Consider the following 21,923-nt stretch of genomic DNA (forward strand, 5'->3'; position numbering starts at 1 on the left):
AATAATAAGGGCTTATCCAGCCGCAAGAATTATCTTACAACGAGATAGAGCGTTCTTTCGCCTCGTTGAATATTCAGTGCAAGTACATTGGGTTTGTCTTCCAAGAGCGTTCTTAACTGCCCAAGGTTTTTAACGCGAGTACGGTTAACACCAATGATAACATCACCTTCTTTTAACTGATAAGCATCTGCAGGTGAGCCTTTTTCAACTTTGGTGACTTTCACCCCAGACAGTGGGTCGTTGCTATCTGTGTTTGATAGCTCCGCACCAGCAAGACCTTTATGCAGTTTGTTTGCACGTGTCTTATTGTCACCGGCTTCTTGCAGAGTTGCTTCAAATATTTTGTTTTTACCGTCTCGAATGACGCCAATGGTGACTTCTTTACCGGAACCTAGCGTTGCTATTTTTGCTCGAAGTTCATTAAAAGTACTGATGGATTTGCCGTTTAAAGAAACAATAACGTCACCCGCTTCCAGCCCCGCTTCATCTGCTGCGCTTTCAGGAACAACCTGGCTTACGAATGCACCTTTATTGGACTCATAGCCAAGAGCCTCAGCGAGCTCGGATGTGATTTCACTTCCTTGAATGCCGAGTAAGCCTCGCTTAACTTGACCAAACTCCAGTATTTGCCGTGTCAGGCTTTTCATCATATTGGCAGGAATTGCGAATCCAATACCAACATTACCACCGTTTGGTCCCAATATTGCTGTGTTAATGCCAATCAGTTCACCATTTAGGTTCACCAAGGCTCCACCAGAGTTACCACTATTAATGGCGGCATCGGTTTGGATGAAGTTCTCAAAATTCTGTAAGTTTAAGCCAGAGCGTCCAAGAGCGGACACAATGCCAGAAGTCACGGTTTGACCCAATCCAAATGGATTGCCTATAGCAACGGTAAAGTCGCCAACACGCAATTTGTCGGAATCTGCTAATGCTATCTGGGTAAGGTTTTCTGACTTCTCTAATTTGAGCAATGCCACATCCGACATTTCATCGCCTCCGATGAGCTCAGCATCGTATTCGCGACCATCGTACAATTGGACGCGGATATCGTCGGCGCCTTTGATTACGTGATAGTTAGTGACAATGTGCCCTTTTTCAGCATCTATGATGACGCCAGAGCCCAATCCGCGGAATGGACGTTTTTGCACTTGTTCCGTAGGAAATTCCGGACCAAAAAAGAATCGAAATGCTTCTGGAACACGTTGAGTAGCAACTTCTTTGCCTTCGACGGCAATGCTTACAACCGCTGGGGTGACTTTTTCCAGCATGGGTGCAAGGCTAGGTAACTGATCACCGCTAACCGCCACTGGCAATGCCGCGGTAGCGGGCAGTGGTGCGATGATTGAACTTAAGCTTAATGTTAATGCACTTAAAACAAGCAAAGGTTTTTTCATCATAAGGCTCCTCTTTGATAGGTGAAAATTATGACTAAGTAATCTACATAAAGTTCAATCATCTATTTTTCAAGTCATGACACTTTTGGAGAGGGTTCATCGGTAGGAGTGTTGATGACTTCTTTCTCTTGATCTTTCAAGAGACCCGTTGCGCCGTGTGCATAATCTTTAGGTGCTTCTTGAGTGATTCCTTTAGAAATGGTTTCTTCTTCAGTATGTTGGGCTATCTTTTTAACAAATGGATTATCTTGTTCGGGGACATTAGGCAACAGTTCTACCGAGGTTTTCGCCATATGCTGATAGAGTTTAGTATAGTCTTTTCCTAGTACATCTAACATTTCCGCTGTTTGAGCAAAGTGATCGGCAAGTTCTTGTCTTTGTTGCTCTAATTCGAATTTGGATTTCTCTAAATCTTTTTGAATAGATTTTTGTTTATTCACATCCGGTGTCATCAGTTTTGCCAGAAAGTAACCGGCAACTAATCCGATTACAATCCCAATGACAATATACATCTCAGGCATAAATGCTCCTTTATCATCGTTACGGTAAGCTGTGTTTGGCTGAATTTTTGGGAATTCAATTGCAGAGACCAAGTCACCTTTGAAGCTCTATTTGTTATTGGTGTGTTACACAGTCGAAGGGGCATGGTACTATGAGTTCAAAGTACGATAAAGAGAAAGCGTCTTATACTGAGAACAAAAAAACGACATGTCGCAACTCTTTCAAGCCGCTATAATCGTAATAATATCAACACGATTAATGAACAATAATTAACGTAAGTTTCCAATGACACCTAAGCTTAGATATCAAGAAGATATAGAAAAAAACGGTTTTTCGGTTGATCTTGCTCAGCAACGTGCTGTTGAAAGATTGGACAATTTATATCATCAATTTCAAGACTATTTGAATACCCCAGTCGAACTCCTCTCTACTTGGCAAAAATGGATTGGGAAAAAGCCTCAAAAACCAGAACCACCAAATGGTGTGTATTTTTGGGGCGGGGTAGGGCGTGGAAAAACGTATCTAATGGATACATTTTTTGATGCTTTGCCTACTGAGAAGAAATTGAGGGTTCATTTTCACCGCTTTATGTATCGAGTTCACTTTGAGCTAAAAGCATTAAATGACGTCGCCGATCCTCTAGAGAAGGTTGCTGATGTGCTCAAGTCTGAAGCTGACATCATTTGTTTTGATGAATTTTTTGTATCGGATATTACCGATGCGATGATTCTAGGCACATTGATGCAGGCGTTGTTTGCGAGAAATGTCGTTCTTGTCGCCACGTCTAACATTCCACCACAAGAGCTGTATCGAAATGGCTTGCAAAGGGCTCGCTTTTTACCCGCTATCGCGTTAATTGAAAAGCACTGCGATGTACTTAATGTCGACAGTGGTATTGATTATCGGCTTCGAACCCTTGAGCAAGCAGAAATTTTCCATTTTCCGTTAGATGATGATGCCACAATTAATTTGAATCGATATTATCGGCAGTTGGTTGGTGAGGGGCATCAAAGCGTCACTCAAATAGAAGTGAATCACAGAAAAATTGACGTCATTAATGTTCATGATGATGTGCTGATGGCAACGTTCGAGCAGCTGTGTGAATCGATGAGAAGTCAAAATGATTACATTGAAATGTCTCGAGAATATCACACCGTATTATTGAGTGGCGTGAAGCAAATGGGCAAAAATAATGACGATGCTGCGAGACGGTTTATAGCGTTAGTCGACGAGTTTTATGAAAGGAATGTAAAACTCATTATTTCTTCGGAAGTGGCATTGGAGGAACTCTATACAGAAGGGCATTTGAACTTCGAATTTAAACGTTGTCAGTCGCGTCTAATTGAGATGCAAAGTCATGATTATTTGGCTAAAGAACACTTACCTTAGTATCAGAAAAATAGGTAATTTGCCGATTCCCTTCCCAAAGAGGAAAAAAATGATCTTTTTAGAGAAAAAAAGGTGATTTTTTCCTCACTCTTCTCTATAATCCTGCGACCTACCGTTACTGCGAGCCTCTAGCTACACATAATAAGTAGCTATGCCGAGAGTTTCCAACACTCGAAGGGGTGATGCATGGAGCTTTCAGACAGTGGGAGCAAGTAATTGTTCCTTAAGTGTAAATTTTTTTAATAGGTAATTATTAGCATGAAAACTTTCGTTGCTAAACCAGAAACTGTAAAACGCGACTGGTATGTTGTCGATGCAGAAGGTAAAACTCTGGGTCGTCTTGCAAGTGAAATTGCATCTCGTCTACGCGGCAAGCATAAGGCAGAATACACTCCTCACGTAGACACTGGTGATTACATCATCGTTGTTAACGCTGAGAAAGTTGCTGTTACTGGTAACAAAGCTAAAGGTAAAGTGTACTACCGTCACTCTGAGTTCCCAGGTGGTCTAAAATCTATCACTTTTGAAAAGTTGATCGATCGTAAACCTGAAATGGCTATTGAACTTGCGGTTAAAGGCATGTTACCACGTGGTCCTCTTGGCCGTGCTATGTACCGTAAGCTGAAAGTTTACGCTGGCGCTGAGCACAACCATGCTGCTCAACAACCACAAGTACTAGACATCTAATCGGGGATTATGAAAATGGCAGAGAATCAATACTACGGCACTGGTCGTCGCAAAAGCTCAGCAGCTCGTGTTTTCATCAAACCAGGCAGCGGTGAAATTGTAATCAACAAGCGTAGCCTTGATGTTTACTTCGGTCGTGAAACTTCTCGCATGGTTGTTCGTCAACCACTTGAGCTAGTTGAATTGACTGAGAAGCTAGACCTATACATCACTGTTTCTGGTGGTGGTATTTCTGGTCAAGCTGGCGCTATCCGTCACGGCATTACTCGTGCTCTTATGGAGTACGATGAGTCTTTACGTCCTGCGCTACGTGCAGCTGGTTACGTTACTCGCGACGCTCGTTGCGTTGAGCGTAAGAAAGTTGGTCTACGTAAAGCACGTCGTCGTCCACAATTCTCTAAGCGTTAATCTTTCTCTAATCAGAAAGTTACCGCTCCAGTTTTACTGGATTGTGGGCACCAAAAGCTCGGTATTTATACCGGGCTTTTTGTTTATTTATTTCCTGAAAATTTCTTGTAACTCTTTCTTCTTACGCTACATTTTTTTAATATCCTTATCTTTTGTGATGTAATCGCCACTTTCACTCACATTTGTTACAAAAAAGTAGTATTACCTTGTCAAAAAGTAGGGTTTTATTTATCATTTATTAGGCAAATAAGTATAAAAAACGCGTAATTTTAAGCCATGCTCTTTTGGAAGTCGGAAAATAATAAGGCACTGGGAGCAAATGGGAGAATGTTGGATGAGCAATGCGCCTATAAATAACGGACGCCGGCGTTTCCTAACAGCCACAACTGCAGTTGTGGGTGCTGTTGGGAGTATCGCTGTCGCCGTTCCTTTTATTAAATCTTGGAATCCTAGCGCCAAAGCTAAGGCCGCTGGAGCTCCTGTTGAAGTTGAAATTGGGAAGCTGGAAGAAGGTCAAATGGTTCGTGTTGAATGGCGAGGCAAGCCTGTTTGGGTGGTTCGTCGTTCAAGTTCTGTTGTTGAAGAACTTAAGGCGTTGGACGGGCAGCTTCGAGATCCGGATTCATCGGAGGAGCAGCAACCTTCTTATGCGCAAAATGCGTATCGGTCTATCAAGCCAGAGTATTTTGTCGCAGTAGGGATATGTACTCATTTAGGTTGTTCTCCAACTTACCTGCCAGAGAGTTTTAGCGAGCAGGTGCAAGGAGTTAAATCTGGGTTCTTTTGTCCATGCCATGGTTCAAAGTTTGATATGGCGGGACGAGTATTTCAAGGAGTACCAGCTCCATTGAACTTGGTTGTTCCCAAACACACATACTTGACCGACTCTAAGATTATTATCGGGGTTGATGAAGGAGGGGAAGCCTAATGCAAGCGATACTTGATTGGGTAGAAAAACGCCTACCAGCAATGAATGCTTATAAAAAGCACCTTTCTGAATACCCCATGCCAAAGAACTTCAATTTCTGGTATCTTTTCGGTTCTTTAGCAATGTTGGTTTTGGTTAATCAGATCTTAACGGGTATCTGGTTGACAATGAACTACGTGCCGTCTGGTGATGGTGCGTTTGCTTCTGTTGAATACATCATGCGAGATGTTGAGTATGGCTGGCTTCTTCGCTACATGCACTCAACTGGTGCGTCTGCATTTTTTGTTGTGGTTTACCTCCACATGTTCCGTGGTCTCATTTACGGTTCTTATCAGAAGCCTCGTGAGTTACTGTGGATCTTCGGTATGTTGATCTTCCTCGTGCTTATGGCTGAAGCCTTTATGGGGTATTTACTTCCTTGGGGACAGATGTCGTATTGGGGAGCACAGGTAATTATTTCGTTGTTTGGTGCAATCCCTGTTATCGGGGATGATTTAACGCTTTGGATTCGTGGTGACTACGTTATTTCTGGTGCGACGCTCAATCGTTTCTTTGCGCTTCACGTGATTGCATTACCTATTGTATTGCTGCTTTTAGTTGTATTGCATATTTTAGCGCTGCATGAAGTGGGATCGAATAACCCTGATGGTATCGAAACCAAACTGCCGAAAGGCAGCATGGGTGAGGATTACAAGACGCAGTTCAAATTCCATGACTATTATAGTAATAAATACGACATTATTGATTCGGTACCTTTTCATCCGTATGGAACAGTAAAAGATTTAGTAGGCGTTGCAGGGTTCTTATTCCTGTTCTGCTACGTATTGTTCTTTAATCCGGAAATGGGAGGTTATTTCCTTGAGCCACCTAACTTCGAAGCAGCAAATCCGTTGAAAACACCAGAACTGATTGCGCCAGTTTGGTACTTCACACCTTTCTACGCCATATTACGTGCTGTACCTGATAAGTTATTAGGTGTGGTTGCGATGGGGGCATCGATTGTCGTCTTGTTCCTGCTTCCATGGCTTGATCGTTGTAAAGTGCGTTCTTACCGTTATCGTAGTAAGTTCCATTTATTCAATATTATACAGTTCACTATCTGTTTTATCGTATTGGGTGTACTAGGTGCTTTACCAGCTACGCCTACTTACACACTAATGGCACAGATCTTTAGCTTGGGTTATTTCATGTTCTTTGTGTTGCTGTACTTCTACAGTAAAAATGAAGCCACGAAACCATTACCAGAGAGGGTGACGTTCAAATGAAAAAGTGGATTGTAATGCTTTTTGCTTTGATGCCGTCTTTAGTGATGGCTGCAGGTAGTAATGTACCAGTAGACAAAGCGAACAACGATTTAAGTGATAAAGCTTCTCTGCAAAATGGTGCGAAGCTGTTTATGAACTATTGCGCGGGCTGTCATTCAACTCAGTATCAGCGCTATGAGCGAGTAGCCACAGATCTTGATATCCCTCTCGATCTTATGAAGGAATATTTGATTTTCGATCCGGAAGTTAAAATCGGTTCTTTAATGGAAAACGCGATTCCAGATAAGCAAGCTGGTAATTGGTTTGGTGCGCCACCACCTGATTTGACCTTAGTTGCACGAGTTCGTGGAGCGGATTGGCTATACACCTATCTTCGTTCTTTCTACGCTGATCCATCACGTCCTTTTGGAGTGAACAATGTTGTGTTTCCAAGCGTAGGCATGCCTCATGTACTTGAAGAATTGCAGGGGGTTCCAACAGCAGTGTATGAAACACGCACTGTCGATGGTCAAGAAAAGCAGGTGATTGCCCGAATCGAAACTGACGGTCGCGGAGAGCTTAGTCCAACGGAGTATGACGATGCTGTTAGGGATTTAGTGAACTTCTTGGAGTATTCTGGTGATCCAGTCAAACTTGAGCGTCATGCCATGGGGTGGTGGGCTTTGGCATTCCTTGTCCTTCTGACAATAGTGGTAGTTTTCCTCAAGAAAGAGTATTGGCGTGATGTTCACTAATCATGCTATAATCTATCGCTAATTTTTCTACAATGGAGACAGTTGGTCTCCATTGTTTTTTTATTTTTAAGTGTGCTGGAGGGCTCAATGGCTGTAGCTGCCAATAAACGTTCCGTGATGACTCTATTTTCTAGTGCTTCTGATATGTACAGCCACCAGGTTCGTATTGTTCTGGCTGAGAAAGGGGTGAGTTTCGAAGTTGAACTGGTTGATGAAGCAAACTTACCAAGTGAGCTTATCGAACTAAACCCTTATAAGACAGTGCCAACCTTGGTTGACCGTGAACTAGCACTATATAACTCCAAGATTATCATGGAGTATCTGGACGAGCGTTTCCCGCACCCGCCATTGATGCCTGTCTACCCTGTTGCCCGTGGGAACAGCCGTTTGATGATGTTCCGTATTGAGAACAACTGGTATTCTTTGGCAGAAAAGGTACAGAAAGGGAACGCTGAAGAAGCCGAATCTGCTCGCACTAAATTGCGTAATGATCTACTTACTCTTGCTCCAATTTTTGCAGAATACGAATACTTCATGAGTGAAGAGTTCAGCTTAATCGATTGCTACTTGGCTCCGCTTCTATGGCGTTTACCTACTTTAGGCATTGATTTGATTGGACCTGGTTCGAAAGAACTTAAGATTTACATGAATCGCGTATTTGAGCGTGATTCATTCTTAGCTTCTTTAACAGAAGCTGAACGTGAAATGCGTTTGGTTCGTTAATGGATATAGATAGAATGACGCCTCGTCGCCCTTATTTGGTACGTGCATTTTATGAGTGGTTGGTTGATAACGACTTAACCCCACACTTAGTTGTTGATGCTACGTTGCCTGGTGTTCGAGTTCCTGAAGAGTTTATTCAAGATGGTCAAATCATTTTGAATATTGCTCCACGTGCGGTAGGTAACTTGGAAATGGGCAATGATGCAATTACTTTTAATGCCCGTTTTGGCGGTAAACCTCATTCTGTCATCGCACCTCTTTACGCAGTGCATGCGATATATGCTCGTGAGAACGGTGCAGGAACTATGTTTGAACCTGAAGAAGGCTACATAGATGCAGAGGAAGGTATTGTTGAGGAAAACTCTGAAGATATTGGATTTGATGTTGTTGACAGCACTGCAAAATCCGAGCATGAAGAGTCCCCAGATACTCCGTCACCTGCAAGACCGAAAGGTCGCCCTAGCTTAAGAGTCGTCAAATAGTTACTCCGTTTCTATTCTCTAACGAATACAAAAAAGCAGCGAACTTTCGCTGCTTTTTATTTGAGATAAAAAGATCAATTCATTTGGGTTCAGCCATTACCCAGAACCAAAGTTATTCAGTTATTTCAAAAGCTCGAATAACTTGCTTTACACCGGATATATTACGAGCGATGTCGGTCGCAATATCGGCTTGCTCTGGTGTAACATACCCAAGTAAGAAAACTTCCCCATTTTCAGTGATGACTTTGATTTTTACCGTTGTCAGGTTCTTGTTAGCAATCAAACTGGCTTTCACTTTGGTGGTAATCCAGCTGTCGTGTGTAATGGTTTGTAAATCGAGTAGTGGACGAACGCGCAACTGATTAGATACGCTTACTACTCCCTCAGTATTGGACACTCTAGCACCAAACTGATCTTTATAATCTTGACTAACAGCCTGCCCGATGAGAATCAATTTACCGCGAAAAGCGGTGGCTGTCGCTTTTACGTTTCCAGTATAAGGGGCTTTATTCCCAATGCCCGCTACCTCAAATTCCAATTGACTATCTTGCCATTGCTCTTGAGTGGTACGCGTATCTGAAACGATATTAGCGGTGGTTGCTGCGCCTGCAACCAGCAATCCAGCGCAGCCAGTAAGGCAAAAACTGCACGCTGCGGTTAAAATCCATTTTTTCATTTCTGTTCCTCTAGTCAAAATGAATGGCAGGTTATCTAGCTATTCATCATGCGATGGAAAGAGTACTTGATCGATAAGGTCGCATAAACAATGCAGGGTTACCATGTGAACTTCATGGATACGTGCCGTACGGTGGGAAGGAATACGAATTTCAACATCCGACTCACCTAATAGCCCTGCCATCTCACCGCCATCTTTACCAGTGAACGCGATAATAGTCATATCTCGAGTTACAGCTGCTTCCATTGCTTTGATGACGTTTTTGCTATTTCCGCTTGTCGATATAGCGAGAAGAATATCCCCTGCTTGACCAAATGCACGTACTTGTTTGGAAAAAATTTCTTGATAGTGATAATCGTTGGCGACAGCGGTTAGAGTCGTATTGTCTGCCGTAAGTGCCATTGCTGGTAGGCTCGGCCGTTCAGTTTCAAAACGATTGAGAAGACAAGAAACAAATTGTTGAGCATTTGAGGCTGAGCCACCATTACCACAACAAAGGATTTTATTGCCATTAAGTAATGTTGTCACCATTGCCTGTGTGGCATGCATAATGTGATCAGGCAGTGCTTCTGCTGCTGCAATTTGAATTTGAATACTTTCTGTAAAGCTTTCTTTAATGCTGTCTAGCATTGATTATCCTTGAGTTATCGCGTTCTTTATCCACTCAACTTGGCGTCCCTCATCATGAATGGCGATGACGTCAAACCGGAAATCGGTATCGTAAGGAGATAAGTTGTTCTTGCTTAGCCATATCATAGCGGCTTTGACCAGCTTTCGTTGTTTTGCTGGTGTGACCATTTCCGCTGCGTGCCCATAGTGGCTTTGCTTACGATACTTTACCTCAACAAACACGAACGTGTTGCGTTCTTTCATGATCAAATCTAATTCACCCACTTTGGTGTTAAAGTTAGATTCGATTGGTTTTAACCCTTTACCAGTAAGATAGCTACTGGCAAAGGATTCGTATCGTTCACCTAACGCCCTACGATTAAATAGACTCATGCTCAGCCCAGCTAACTTCGCGCTGAACCACACACTCGTTATTAATGGTTAGAGTGCCAGTTTGCCCCTTAACGGAGTATTCTGGCATAACTTTCATTTGTGGCAACTCTAAGATGAGTTTATAGGCGTCCATTCCAAGCGCATGCAAGCGTTTTTCTACATTACCACTTTTTGGCCAGTTTTCTTCGAGTTGTGCTTTTAAAGTTGAGTTTTGCTCAATGAGCATAGGAATATCGCTGTATACGACACCGCCTAAATCCTCATACTGGCGCTTTTTCCCACTATTGCTACGCGAATTTGAAAACAGCTTAGGAGGCGTTGTGTCTGGATTGATGGCCACTTCGATAAAAGGTTTAATGAGCGCAAGTTCGGAACTTTTAGCCACAACATATACCGCATCAACATCTCGACGGCTACGTGGCTGAGACTCAGTTTGAAGATTAATTAGGCGGTTAAGCTGCGCAATACGAGCTTGGCTGTCTGCCAGACCAAAGATGGAATTGATGTTCTTTTGAAGCTGAGATTTGTTACCAAAATAGCTGAATGCGGCTGGGTTGTTACTGTACTTTTCCCATTCAGATTTGAATGCTTGGGTGACTCGTTCACCAAAACTCCCTGTGGGAGCAAGGATCAGTGGGTACTGGAATCCATTTGCAAATAGGTGTTTGGCTGCCTGAGCGACTTCTTGTTCTGGAGAGAGGGTGAAATAACAGACACGAGTCTCGGGTAACTTTTCGTCTGGTATATTTAGCGCAAGCATCGGCAGTTGTGTGGATTGCTGAAGCACTTCCACTTGATCTTTTACCAGTGGACCAACAACAAAATCTACATAACGTCTTTCAAGCTCTTGCAGTATTTCATCGGTTGAAAGTGCCGCGGAATCTAGAACCGTCAGCGTTGCCGTATCTTCACGATTAAAATCATCCATCATCGCATGAATGAACCCGTCACGTATCAACTGACCTTGCTTTCCATATTTGCCGCTGAGAGGCAATACTAGCCCAGTATTCTTGGGCTTGATGATCTCTAAGGCGAGAATGGCTTGGATGTCATCAGGTGTATAAACGTTAGCTGGATGTTCTGGATTTGCCTCAAACCAAGCTGCTAACGTATTTTTGAGTTGAGCTGGGTTACCCGAGATGGTTTTCATATAAACAGCAAGTTGAAGCCAGCCTTGTAATTCAGCTTCCCCTTCTTCTGCTTTTAAAGACGTAATATCGTACTCAGAGTAAGTGTTCAGATTGAGCCAAATATTCTTATGGTTTTGAGTCTGTGCATCTTGAGGCAAATACAGATTTGCTGCGATGTACTCGCGACTCGCATTTAAATGATCCGATAGCAATTCAAATAATTGTGCTCGAAATTCATGGTACTCGACCCACTGAGCATTGCTTAACTCCCACCAAGGCTGATAATTCAGGTTCTGTAGAGCGGATTGAACGTTGCCAGTGCGAAAGAGCCATTGCGCTTGGGATATTTGCCATTCAGCCATCTGAACAGGTGATAAAGCTTGCTTAGAGAGACGTTTTACTAAATGATCGGCTCTGACCAGATCATTTTCCTGCAACGCTGCTTTTAATGCCATGATCAGTAGATCATTTTGAATGCCACCTTTCGCTATATCGGCTTGCATGACATAGGCTTGTGCACTTTGCGTAGGATCTTGCGTAACGTCAATATTCACCGGTGTTTGTGAAGTTGTCGAACACGCTGCTAAAGTCACTGCCAAGGCGATAGGGGTCAGAAGGCGTGGTACACTAAATTTATTCGGGTGCTTCATAGCCATGAGTTCTTGTTAAACAAATACAAAATTGTCTCTATATTAATCGTTGAAGTGATGGTAAACAAATGACAGACAACAATTCTTCCCCGTCTGAGGTCTCAACTCTCTATATTGTTCCCACCCCAATCGGAAATTTGGGCGATATTACGCAGCGAGCAATAGAAGTATTATCCAGCGTGGATCTTATCGCGGCTGAAGATACTCGCCATACAGGCAGGTTACTTTCCCACTTTAATATATCGACGAAAACATTCGCTCTGCATGATCACAATGAACAGCAAAAAGCGCAAGTATTGGTTGATAGACTGCAACAAGGGCTTTCTATTGCTCTGGTTTCCGATGCAGGAACGCCATTAATCAGTGATCCAGGGTATCACCTAGTGAATCAATGTCGTCAGGCGGGGGTCAAAGTTGTGCCATTACCTGGTGCGTGTGCTGTGGTGACCGCATTGAGCGCAGCGGGGCTGCCATCCGATAGATTCAGCTTTGAAGGTTTTCTTCCGCCAAAAAGCAAAGGTCGAAAAGATAAATTTCTTGAAATTGCTAAGGTTGAGCGTACCTGTATTTTTTATGAGTCTCCACACCGCATCATGGATTCTCTCAAAGATATGCTGGAGATCCTTGGGGCTGATAGAGAAGTGGTTCTTGCTCGGGAGCTGACCAAAACGTATGAGACGATTCAAGGGATGCCACTGGGGGATCTCATTTCTTGGATTGAAGAGGATGACAACCGTAAAAAAGGTGAAATGGTGCTGCTTATCCACGGTTATCGAGAGCAAGTCACGGAAGCGATCCCAGAAGAGGTGACTCGCACGTTGAGTATTTTAACCAAAGAATTACCACTTAAAAAAGCGGCAGCGATGACAGCGGAAATATACAATCTCAAAAAAAATGCATTGTATAAATGGGGACTAGAGCATTTAGATTGAGGACAACGAAGCATTTGAGTGAGTTTTATACGATTTACATGAAAAATATCGTTAAGGCTAGTGAGCCCCTAGACAGTAGGCGTCTATCTCTATACAATCCGCGGTCGGAGTTGACTGGGTAGTCGCTGCTTCGTTGATGTCCTTCGGGAGACTGACGGAGGGGAGGAAAGTCCGGGCTCCATAGAGCAGGGTGCCAGGTAACGCCTGGGGGGCGCAAGCCTACGACAAGTGCAGCAGAGAGAAAACCGCCGATGACCTATTTCCTTCGGGAAGGGCACAGGTAAGGGTGAAAGGGTGCGGTAAGAGCGCACCGTGCGGCTGGCAACAGTTCGTAGCAAGGTAAACTCCACCCGGAGCAAGACCAAATAGGCTTCCACATTGCGTTGCTCGCGTAAGGAAGCGGGTAGGTTGCTTGAGCCAGTGAGCGATTGCTGGCCTAGACGAATGGCTACTGCCGCGCAAGCGGAACAGAACCCGGCTTATATGTCGACTCCACCTATTCAGAACCCATCATTACTTTACTAAGTAATGATGGGTTTTTTGCTATTTATTGACGTATTTCTGGTGAGAGTGGCTAAACTCGTCGAGACTGAGATACAAAAGCTAACAAAATAAGATTAAGTACTGGCAGCCTAGGTCTAAATCAGTACACTAAACCCTTGCTTTATTTTCGCCATTCGGCACAAGAGAAAACCATGACAGAGACATTTCAGCACATTTCCGTTTTACTAAATGAATCCATTGATGGCTTGGCGATTAAACCCGACGGTATTTATATAGACGGCACATTTGGTCGTGGTGGTCATAGCCGAACCATTCTTTCTAAGTTAGGGGAAAAGGGTCGCCTGTATAGTATTGATCGCGATCCGACGGCGATTGCTGAAGCTGAAAAAATTAACGATCCTCGCTTTACCATTGTTCATGGTCCATTTTCAGGCATTGCAGAATATGCCGAGCGCTATGAACTGGTTGGTAAAGTGGATGGTGTCCTTCTCGATTTGGGTGTGTCTTCACCACAATTGGATGACGCAGAGCGTGGTTTTAGTTTCATGAAAGACGGACCATTGGATATGAGAATGGATCCAACATCAGGTATTCCTGTCTCAGAGTGGCTAAAAGATGCGGATTTAGATGACATTACGTGGGTCATTCGCGAGTTTGGTGAAGATAAGCACGCTAGGCGAATTGCTAAAGCTATTGTTGCCTATCGTGAAAATGACGAAAATGAACCAATGACTCGTACTGGTCAGTTAGCCAAGCTGATTGCCGATGCGGCACCGAAAAACTTCAAAGAGAAAAAGCATCCAGCGACTCGCAGTTTCCAAGCTTTTCGCATTTACATCAATAGTGAACTGGAAGAAATAGAGACCGCATTGAAAGGGGCGGCTGAGATTCTAGCGGCACAAGGGCGCCTTTCTGTCATCAGCTTCCATTCTTTGGAAGATCGCATGGTGAAGCGTTTTATGAGAAAAGAGAGCAAGGGACCTGAAGTTCCACATGGTATTCCGATGACTGAAGATCAAATCAAGGCGTTGGGCAGTGCACGAATGAAAACAGTCAGCAAGGCCATTAAGCCTTCCAAGCAAGAAGTGGATGAAAACAACCGATCGCGCAGCTCAGTATTAAGGATCGCGGAAAAACTTTAATGCCAAGCACCAAGGATGTTTCCCCTAATCTCGCCAAACTCATTTTGATCGACATTGTTACCGTCGGACGAGTTCCTGCGACACTTCTATTGCTGGCGTTTGCTTCTGCAATGTGGGTCGTGCATACCACTCATGATACAAGAGCGGCTATTAACCAGCGTGATAGTGAACTGGTTGAAAGGGATCGCTTAGATAACGAATGGCGAAACTTGATACTGGAAGAAAATGCGTTGGCAGAGCACAGCCGAGTACAAGAAGTGGCTCAGAAAGAGTTAGACATGAAGCGTCCTGATGCCGACAAAGAGGTGATAGTTTCTTTCCAATGAGTCAGTCCAAATCCACGTCGAACACAAGAAAGCAACCAAAAAAGGAAACGCCAGTTCTTATCCGTTGGCGTTTTGTTGTTGTGCTTGGATTGGTTGTTTGTGTCATGGGCGCATTGTTGGTGAGACTCGCTTACATTCAGGTTATCGAGCCAGACAACCTCATTAAACAAGGTGATTTACGCTCTGTTCGTGTTAAGGCGTTACCGTCCGCTCGGGGGATTATTTCCGATCGGAATGGGGAACAACTTGCCGTCTCTGTTCCAGTGGAAGCCGTTTGGGCGGATCCTGTTACCATATTCAAAGAATCCGGTCTTGAACCGAAAGAGCGTTGGTATGCATTAGCCGATGTGCTTGGAATGGATCGTCAAAAGCTTATAGATCGGATCAACAAGAATAAGTCTCGCCGTTTTATCTATCTTCAACGCCAAGTCAGCCCTGCGATGGCAAATTACATTCGAGAATTAAAATTGTTGGGTGTAGGGCTAAAGCAAGAATCTAGGCGCTACTACCCTTCTGGTGAAGTCAGTGCTCACCTAATTGGAGTAACAGGCATTGATGACCATGGACTCGAAGGTATAGAACGATCGTACGACAAATGGCTCATGGGAGAGGCTGGAAAACGCACTATTCGAAAAGATCGCTTTGGGCGCGTGGTTGAACATATTTCTCTTGAAGAAAGAGAAGAAGGACAGCCTCTTCAGCTTACTATTGATCAAAGATTGCAATCCATTGCTTACCGAGCAATGAAACAAGCGGTTGCCGATCACAATGCAACGTCGGCTTCAGCGGTGCTTCTCGATGTCAAAACGGGAGAGGTGCTGGCGATGGTCAATGCACCATCTTATAACCCAAACAACCGTTCTCAACGACAAAGTTTTCGAATGAGAAATCGAACCATTACAGATGCGTTCGAGCCGGGTTCGACAGTGAAGCCTTTTGTTGTGTTGGCGGCTCTGGAAAATGGTGTCGCTGATGAAAACACAGAAATTGATACGGGCAATGGCATTCTACAAATTGGTGGAAGCCGAGTCAGGGATGTGTCGAAGGTTGGAAAAGCCGATCTCACCACGATATTGAAAAAATCGAGTAATATCGGTGTCGCTAAGTTAGCACTCGCAATGCCAGTTGAGGCATTGCTGGGCATGTACAGCTCCGTGGGGTTTGGTGAAGTCAGTGGTTTAAACCTTGTCGGTGAAACCACTGGGATATTCCCGTCGCGACGTCGCTGGTCTCAGTTTGAAATTGCCACACTGTCGTTCGGTTATGGGGTATCGGTTTCCCCTATTCAATTGGCGCATGCTTACGCGACGTTGGGCAACTATGGTATGTATCGACCTTTACATATCGTGAAAAACAACAAGCATGATGTTTTCAAACAAGTGATCGATGAGCGCAACGTCAGATTGGTGTTGAATATGATGGAAAAGGTCACCCAAAAAGGAGGCAGTGCCACACGTGCTGCTGTTCCGGGGTATCGGATTGCTGCCAAGACGGGGACGTCCCGTAAAGCAACGGCAGGTGGTTACAGTGACGAATATTTCGCTTATACAGCCGGCATTGCACCAGTAAGCGATCCTCGGTTGGCATTGGTTGTCGTTGTCAATGAGCCGCAAGGTGACCAATATTATGGTGGCACAGTTGCTGCGCCTGTATTTTCTGAAATCATGAAAGGTGCACTACAAATTCTCAATGTTGCACCAGATGAAAACCCGTTTTCGGAATAATAGAATCTCTAAAGAATAGATAAGGGGAAATGGCGTGCATAATTTAGCTTCTCTGATTCGTCCATGGACAGATGCAAATATTCCCGAAGCATTGAATGTTCGTATTGCAAAGCTAGTATTGGATAGTCGGAAAGTGCAGCCTGGTGACGTTTTTATCGCACTTTCAGGTCACGCTATTAATGGGCATGACTTTATTCCCTCCGCCATTAATGGCGGCGCTGCTGCGGTGCTTGCTCAAGCTACTGAGGCGCATCCACATGGCAGTTATGAAGTCCAAAACGGTGTGTTGATTTTTTATCTCAGTGATTTGCCTATGATCCTATCGGCGCTTTCTTTGCGAGCGTATGGGGAGATCGATGTAAAACTCATCGGGGTCACCGGTACCAATGGAAAAACCACCATTACGCAAATCATCGCTCAATGGATCGAATTGGTTGGAAAAAAAGCCGCAGTAATGGGGACGGCAGGTAATGGTTTTCTCCACGCTATCAAGCCTGCGGTGAATACCACGGGAAGTGCCATTGAGGTGGTCGAAACTTTATCCAGCCTAAGACAGCAAGGCGCAGAACACGCTGCCATTGAAGTGTCTTCTCATGGTTTGATTCAAGGGAGAGTCAAGGCACTGACTTTTGCGGTGGGGGTGTTTACCAACTTGAGCCGTGATCATCTCGACTATCATGAAACCATGAAGTCTTATGCTGATGCGAAATTCACTTTATTTCGAGACCATGATTGTCGTAAAGCCGTGATCAACGTTGATGATTCCGTTGGGGCACAATGGATTCAACGTTTAGACTCGCCTTTAGCTGTTTCTTTAGAGTCAAATCCAAAGACAGAAAAGTCTCTTTATGCCACTGACGTGAAATACGGTGCCCAGGGTATTGAACTCTCATTCGATGGTCATTGGGGCATCGGTAAACTTTCCGTTCCTCTGATTGGTGCGTTTAACGCGAGCAATATACTGCTTGCGTTTGGTTCTTTGTTGGAAATGGGCTTTGAAAAAAAAGCGTTGATAGAATCGGCGCCTAGGCTTTCGCCTGTTATTGGGCGCATGGAGATCTTTCAAAGAAGTGGGAAAGCCAAAGTTGTTGTGGATTACGCCCATACACCCGATGCATTAGAAAAAGCATTATCGGCATTGCGTGTCCATTGCGAAGGGAAACTTTGGGTTATCTTTGGGTGTGGTGGTGACCGAGACACTGGTAAGCGCCCGATGATGGCGGAAATAGCAGAAAGGCTAGCCGATCATACGATCCTGACAGACGATAACCCAAGAAGTGAATCGCCTGAGTTAATCATTAAACATATCCTTGAAGGCATTAAACAGCCAGATAAGGTGGTTATCAAACATGATCGATTTGATGCCTGTTCGTACGCTCTGCGTAATGCATCTGAGCATGACATCATCTTATTGGCAGGCAAAGGGCATGAAGACTACCAGGTTTTGGCTGATAAAACCGTGTACTACTCCGATAGAGAAACCGCAGAGCAATTATTAGGAATTATGGGATGATCAGTTTTTCTCTTTCTCAAGCGACTCACATTCTTGAAGGGACATTAAAGGGGGACGATGTTCAGATACAGTCCGTCTCAACCGATACGCGCACCATTGAAGAATCTGCACTGTTTATTGCCATTGTGGGTGAGCGTTTTGATGCCCATGATTTTTGCCAGCAGGCGGTAGATAAGGGCGCGAAAGCGCTTTTAGTCGAACGCGAGCTTCCCATTGCTGTCCCACAAATCATTGTAGAAAATACAACAAAAGCACTTGGCGCTCTCGGTTCTTGGGTGCATAAGCAAAGCGAAAGCTTGACCATTGCTCTGACTGGGAGCTGTGGAAAGACAACCGTTAAAGAGATGGTCAGTGCCGTGTTGCGACAAAAAGGTCGTGTGTTGGCGACGCTTGGCAACTTCAATAATGAGTTTGGTGTGCCTTTAACATTGCTTCGATCCGAAAAGAAACATGATTATGCCGTCATTGAGTTGGGTGCGAATCATGTCGGAGAAATCGCTTACACCACTTGCTTAGTAAAACCGGAAATCGCGTTAGTGAATAATGTCGCGGCTGCACACCTTGAAGGTTTTGGCTCTATGGATGGGGTTAAGCAAGCGAAAGGTGAAATTTTTCAAGGGCTATCCGAGAAGGGGATCGCAGTTGTCAATAATGACAGTAATGGTTTGGCATTTTGGACGAACACATTAAGCGATAAGCAAGTCGTTACGTTTTCTGCCACCGATTCCAGTGCTGATTTTTTCGCACAAGATATCAAGGTATCGGAAGAAGGGTTTCCCTCTTTTACCCTGTGTACGCCGCTTGGAAGCATACCTGTGAGCTTGACTTTAGTGGGTGAACATAATGTTGCCAATGCCGTCGCGGCAGCAGCGCTTGGGCAAAACGCTGGCGCTACGTTGACAGAAATACAATCTGGGCTGGCTAACATGACAAATGTCTCGGGTCGAGTGGAGGTGATCAAGCTCAATGAACATGTTCGCCTTATCGATGATAGCTACAACGCCAGTGTTCCAGCCATGAAAGCAGCCGCAGATTTGCTGAATCATTATGATGGCGTGCGCTGGTTAATTTTGGGCTTTATGGCGGAATTAGGGGACGAAAGCCTTGAACTTCACCGTGAAGTCGGACAACATTCGGCACCATTTAATTTTGAATATGTGTTGACCTACGGGAACGACACAAAAGTGATCAGCGAAGAATGTGGCGGTCAACATTTTGATTCCCACGATGCCATGATCCAATTTATTAAGCAGCAACTAGAAACACAACAAAATCAAATGCACACACTATTGGTCAAAGGGGCAAACAGCGCCGGAATGAGCAAAGTAGTCGCTGCTTTGAAGGAGATTCAATAATGATTATTTGGCTTGCAGAGTTACTTCAGCCATATTTTTCTTTTTTTCGATTGTTCGAATACCTGTCTTTTCGTGCCATCCTCAGTGTATTGACCGCTCTGGGTCTTTCATTATGGATGGGACCTCGATTGATTGAGCGTTTGCAAATGCTGCAAATCGGTCAAGTGGTTCGCAATGACGGTCCAGAATCTCACTTTAGTAAGCGTGGTACTCCCACCATGGGAGGGCTGATGATTCTATCCTCTATTGCGATCACGGTGTTTCTTTGGGCTGATTTATCGAACCCCTATGTCTGGGCAGTCATGGCCGTTTTATTGGGATATGGCGCTGTAGGGTTTGTTGATGACTACCGTAAAGTTGTGCGCAAAAATACCGATGGCCTCATTGCTCGCTGGAAATATTTCTGGCAATCCAGTATTGCGCTTGTTGTCGCGTTTGCGCTTTATGTGCATGGTAAGGACACGGCTGCGACTCAATTGGTGGTGCCATTCTTTAAAGATGTCATGCCTCAACTGGGGTTGTTGTACATTGTCTTCACGTATTTTGTGATTGTCGGCACCAGTAATGCAGTGAACTTAACGGATGGGCTAGATGGTCTTGCGATTATGCCAACGGTTATGGTGGCCGCTGGTTTTGCTGTTATTGCGTGGGCAACGGGGAACGTGAATTTTGCCGCCTACCTGCATATCCCTCATATCCCTTACACCAGCGAACTGGTGGTTGTGTGTACCGCGATTGTTGGTGCTGGTATGGGCTTTTTGTGGTTCAACACTTACCCAGCTCAAGTTTTCATGGGTGATGTGGGTTCCCTTGCATTGGGGGGAGCGCTAGGCACCATCGCGGTATTAGTGCGCCAAGAGTTGCTGTTGGTGATCATGGGGGGGGTATTCGTCATGGAAACCGTGTCCGTTATCCTTCAAGTGGGCTCATACAAACTTCGCGGTCAACGTATATTTCGTATGGCACCGATTCATCACCATTATGAATTAAAAGGTTGGCCTGAGCCTCGTGTGATTGTGCGCTTCTGGATCATCTCTATTATTTTGGTTCTTATTGGTCTGGCGACTCTGAAGGTACGTTAATCCATGAATGGAAACCTAAACGAGCATCGTTGGAAAAACGTTCGAGACGTCGTTGTTGTCGGGCTGGGTATGACTGGTCTCTCTGTCGTCAATCATTTGCTGCGCCAGAAGCCACCTTTGAATGTGAAAGTCATTGATACTCGAGCCAATCCTCCGGGCTTGGATAAGTTGAATGAGAATATTGCCGTTCACACAGGAAGTTGGAATGAAAGCTGGCTTCAAAATGCCGATCTCATTGTAGCGAGCCCTGGTATCGCGTTAGCCACGCCGGAGCTACAGAGAGCAATTAAGCAAGGTGTGCCTATTGTGGGTGACATTGAATTGTTTGGTTGGGCTGTAACGAAACCCGTTATTGCCATTACTGGGTCAAATGGCAAAAGCACGGTCACCGATTTAACGGGTGTGATGGCGAATGCGGCAGGCTGTAAAACAAGAGTGGGTGGCAATATTGGGGTGCCCGCATTGGATTTGCTTGAAGACGATGCCGATCTTTATGTGCTTGAGTTGTCGAGTTTTCAGCTGGAAACGACATCAAATCTGCCATTGGTTGCCGCCGCTTTTTTGAATCTGACGGAAGACCACATGGATCGGTACGAAGATTTTGCCGCCTATGGCGCAGCTAAACAGCGAATTTTCCTCAATGCCGAAAAAGCCATTGTGAACAAGCTAGACTCGGCAACCTTCCCAACACTCGATTTTCTTGGTGACATCGTGACGTTTGCCCCCTCCAATGCTGACTATCATTTGAAAACCGTGAATGATGATGCTTTTCTTGCAAAAGGCGAGGCACGCTTCGTTTCTGTTTCTTCGTTAAGTCTTGTTGGTCAACATAATAGTATGAATGCCTTAGTGGCCATGGCTCTACTTGATGCTGTAGGTGTCGACTATCACCAATCTGCCTATGCTCTTCAAGGTTACACAGGGTTAACGTATCGCTGTCAGGTTGTTGCGCAGTCTCAGGGTATTACATGGATAAATGACTCTAAAGCCACCAATGTCGCCAGCACTCTGGCTGCGCTGTCTGGGCTGCAATGTGAAGGAACTCTTCACTTGTTGGTTGGCGGTGATGGGAAAGGGGCTGATTTTTCTGAACTTGCCCCCGTACTCGCGTCTTTGCCTGTGGTATTACACTGCTATGGCGAAGATGGTGGCGAATTTTTACCCTTACACCCGTCTGCAGTCCGCTGGGAGACGATGGATGAAGCACTAGCCTGTATTTCGTCCAAATTAGGTGCTGGTGATATTGTTATGTTATCGCCTGCGTGTGCCAGTTTTGATCAATATCCAAACTTTATGGCACGAGGTGATGCATTTACTCAGCTCGCACAGCGCTACGCGTCTTTGTAAAGGTTAGAGGGAAGGTTGTTGGGACG

At 44.6% G+C, this 21,923-nt stretch carries 22 protein-coding genes and 1 other RNA gene; 17 read left to right on the forward strand and 6 right to left on the reverse strand.

Going from position 1 to position 21,923, the window contains the following annotated elements; translation table 11 throughout:
* Nucleotides 1-29: 29 nt before the first annotated feature.
* Both HC752_RS00550 and zapG read right to left on the reverse strand, forming a co-directional pair.
* Nucleotides 30-1,397 (reverse strand): Do family serine endopeptidase, encoded by a 1,368-nt coding sequence (locus tag HC752_RS00550; RefSeq protein WP_190333428.1) that lies wholly within the window; start codon nt 1,395-1,397, stop codon nt 30-32.
* Nucleotides 1,398-1,471: 74 nt separating this feature from the next.
* Nucleotides 1,472-1,918 (reverse strand): Z-ring associated protein ZapG, encoded by a 447-nt coding sequence (gene zapG, locus HC752_RS00555; protein ID WP_190333139.1) that lies wholly within the window; start codon nt 1,916-1,918, stop codon nt 1,472-1,474.
* A gap of 265 nt (nt 1,919-2,183) precedes the next feature.
* On the opposite strand from zapG, the gene zapE reads away from it, so the two are divergent.
* The 8 genes from zapE to sspB all read left to right on the forward strand — a co-directional run bounded on the left by zapE (nt 2,184) and on the right by sspB (nt 8,514).
* Nucleotides 2,184-3,287 (forward strand): cell division protein ZapE, encoded by a 1,104-nt coding sequence (gene zapE / locus HC752_RS00560; RefSeq protein ID WP_190333140.1) that lies wholly within the window; start codon nt 2,184-2,186, stop codon nt 3,285-3,287.
* Nucleotides 3,288-3,545: 258 nt separating this feature from the next.
* The gene (gene rplM, locus HC752_RS00565) at nt 3,546-3,974 is read left to right on the forward strand and encodes a 50S ribosomal protein L13 (RefSeq protein ID WP_190333141.1); all 429 of its coding nucleotides are present in this window, start codon (nt 3,546-3,548) and stop codon (nt 3,972-3,974) included.
* Nucleotides 3,975-3,989: 15 nt separating this feature from the next.
* Nucleotides 3,990-4,382, forward strand: coding sequence for a 30S ribosomal protein S9 (gene rpsI, locus HC752_RS00570; RefSeq protein WP_101112439.1), 393 nt, complete (start codon nt 3,990-3,992; stop codon nt 4,380-4,382).
* Between the two features lie 334 nt (nt 4,383-4,716).
* Nucleotides 4,717-5,310, forward strand: a complete 594-nt coding sequence (gene petA, locus HC752_RS00575) for a ubiquinol-cytochrome c reductase iron-sulfur subunit (protein ID WP_190333142.1) — start codon at nt 4,717-4,719, stop codon at nt 5,308-5,310.
* On the forward strand, nt 5,310-6,575 hold the full coding sequence (locus HC752_RS00580) for a cytochrome b (protein ID WP_190333143.1): 1,266 nt from the start codon (nt 5,310-5,312) through the stop codon (nt 6,573-6,575). The genes petA and HC752_RS00580 overlap by 1 nt, the downstream gene beginning before the upstream one ends.
* On the forward strand, nt 6,572-7,309 hold the full coding sequence (locus HC752_RS00585; RefSeq protein WP_190333144.1) for a cytochrome c1: 738 nt from the start codon (nt 6,572-6,574) through the stop codon (nt 7,307-7,309). The genes HC752_RS00580 and HC752_RS00585 overlap by 4 nt, the downstream gene beginning before the upstream one ends.
* An 87-nt stretch (nt 7,310-7,396) precedes the next feature.
* A complete protein-coding gene (sspA, locus tag HC752_RS00590; RefSeq protein WP_101112435.1) occupies nt 7,397-8,032 on the forward strand; it encodes a stringent starvation protein SspA in 636 nt (211 codons plus the stop codon).
* Entirely contained in the window at nt 8,032-8,514 is a 483-nt protein-coding gene (gene sspB, locus HC752_RS00595; protein WP_190333145.1) for a ClpXP protease specificity-enhancing factor, read from the forward strand. Before sspA ends, sspB begins: the two co-directional genes overlap by 1 nt.
* A 112-nt stretch (nt 8,515-8,626) precedes the next feature.
* On the opposite strand, the gene HC752_RS00600 is transcribed toward sspB, so the two are convergent.
* Genes HC752_RS00600 through HC752_RS00615 form a run of 4 tightly spaced genes read right to left on the reverse strand, consistent with a single transcriptional unit; the run spans nt 8,627 to nt 11,978 of the window.
* The gene (locus HC752_RS00600) at nt 8,627-9,190 is read right to left on the reverse strand and encodes a BON domain-containing protein (RefSeq protein WP_190333146.1); all 564 of its coding nucleotides are present in this window, start codon (nt 9,188-9,190) and stop codon (nt 8,627-8,629) included.
* A gap of 39 nt (nt 9,191-9,229) precedes the next feature.
* Nucleotides 9,230-9,820 carry a phosphoheptose isomerase gene (locus HC752_RS00605; protein ID WP_190333147.1) on the reverse strand — a complete coding sequence of 197 codons (591 nt, stop codon included), beginning with the start codon at nt 9,818-9,820 and terminating at the stop codon, nt 9,230-9,232.
* Between the two features lie 3 nt (nt 9,821-9,823).
* On the reverse strand, nt 9,824-10,192 hold the full coding sequence (locus tag HC752_RS00610) for a YraN family protein (RefSeq protein ID WP_190333148.1): 369 nt from the start codon (nt 10,190-10,192) through the stop codon (nt 9,824-9,826).
* On the reverse strand, nt 10,179-11,978 hold the full coding sequence (locus HC752_RS00615; protein ID WP_190333149.1) for a penicillin-binding protein activator: 1,800 nt from the start codon (nt 11,976-11,978) through the stop codon (nt 10,179-10,181). The genes HC752_RS00610 and HC752_RS00615 overlap by 14 nt, the downstream gene beginning before the upstream one ends.
* 62 nt (nt 11,979-12,040) lie before the next feature.
* Between HC752_RS00615 and rsmI the strand changes: the two genes are divergently transcribed.
* From rsmI to murD, 9 genes are all read left to right on the forward strand, one after another.
* Nucleotides 12,041-12,904, forward strand: coding sequence for a 16S rRNA (cytidine(1402)-2'-O)-methyltransferase (gene rsmI, locus HC752_RS00620; RefSeq protein WP_190333150.1), 864 nt, complete (start codon nt 12,041-12,043; stop codon nt 12,902-12,904).
* A gap of 106 nt (nt 12,905-13,010) precedes the next feature.
* An RNA gene (gene rnpB / locus HC752_RS00625) (RNase P RNA component class A) lies at nt 13,011-13,402 on the forward strand.
* Between the two features lie 197 nt (nt 13,403-13,599).
* The gene (gene rsmH / locus HC752_RS00630; protein ID WP_190333151.1) at nt 13,600-14,550 is read left to right on the forward strand and encodes a 16S rRNA (cytosine(1402)-N(4))-methyltransferase RsmH; all 951 of its coding nucleotides are present in this window, start codon (nt 13,600-13,602) and stop codon (nt 14,548-14,550) included.
* The gene (gene ftsL, locus HC752_RS00635) at nt 14,550-14,876 is read left to right on the forward strand and encodes a cell division protein FtsL (RefSeq protein WP_190333152.1); all 327 of its coding nucleotides are present in this window, start codon (nt 14,550-14,552) and stop codon (nt 14,874-14,876) included. The genes rsmH and ftsL overlap by 1 nt, the downstream gene beginning before the upstream one ends.
* Entirely contained in the window at nt 14,873-16,600 is a 1,728-nt protein-coding gene (locus HC752_RS00640) for a penicillin-binding transpeptidase domain-containing protein (protein ID WP_190333153.1), read from the forward strand. The genes ftsL and HC752_RS00640 overlap by 4 nt, the downstream gene beginning before the upstream one ends.
* 34 nt (nt 16,601-16,634) lie before the next feature.
* Nucleotides 16,635-18,113: a UDP-N-acetylmuramoyl-L-alanyl-D-glutamate--2,6-diaminopimelate ligase gene (gene murE / locus HC752_RS00645; RefSeq protein ID WP_190333154.1), complete on the forward strand. Its 1,479-nt coding sequence runs from the start codon at nt 16,635-16,637 to the stop codon at nt 18,111-18,113.
* Nucleotides 18,110-19,468: a UDP-N-acetylmuramoyl-tripeptide--D-alanyl-D-alanine ligase gene (murF, locus tag HC752_RS00650; RefSeq protein ID WP_190333155.1), complete on the forward strand. Its 1,359-nt coding sequence runs from the start codon at nt 18,110-18,112 to the stop codon at nt 19,466-19,468. Before murE ends, murF begins: the two co-directional genes overlap by 4 nt.
* Nucleotides 19,468-20,550 carry a phospho-N-acetylmuramoyl-pentapeptide-transferase gene (gene mraY / locus HC752_RS00655; RefSeq protein ID WP_190333156.1) on the forward strand — a complete coding sequence of 361 codons (1,083 nt, stop codon included), beginning with the start codon at nt 19,468-19,470 and terminating at the stop codon, nt 20,548-20,550. The genes murF and mraY overlap by 1 nt, the downstream gene beginning before the upstream one ends.
* Nucleotides 20,551-20,553: 3 nt before the next feature.
* On the forward strand, nt 20,554-21,897 hold the full coding sequence (murD, locus tag HC752_RS00660) for a UDP-N-acetylmuramoyl-L-alanine--D-glutamate ligase (RefSeq protein WP_190333157.1): 1,344 nt from the start codon (nt 20,554-20,556) through the stop codon (nt 21,895-21,897).
* Nucleotides 21,898-21,923 lie beyond the last annotated feature (26 nt).

Origin of the sequence: Vibrio sp. S9_S30 (assembly GCF_014694455.1) — a bacterium.
Lineage (GTDB): Bacteria > Pseudomonadota > Gammaproteobacteria > Enterobacterales > Vibrionaceae > Vibrio.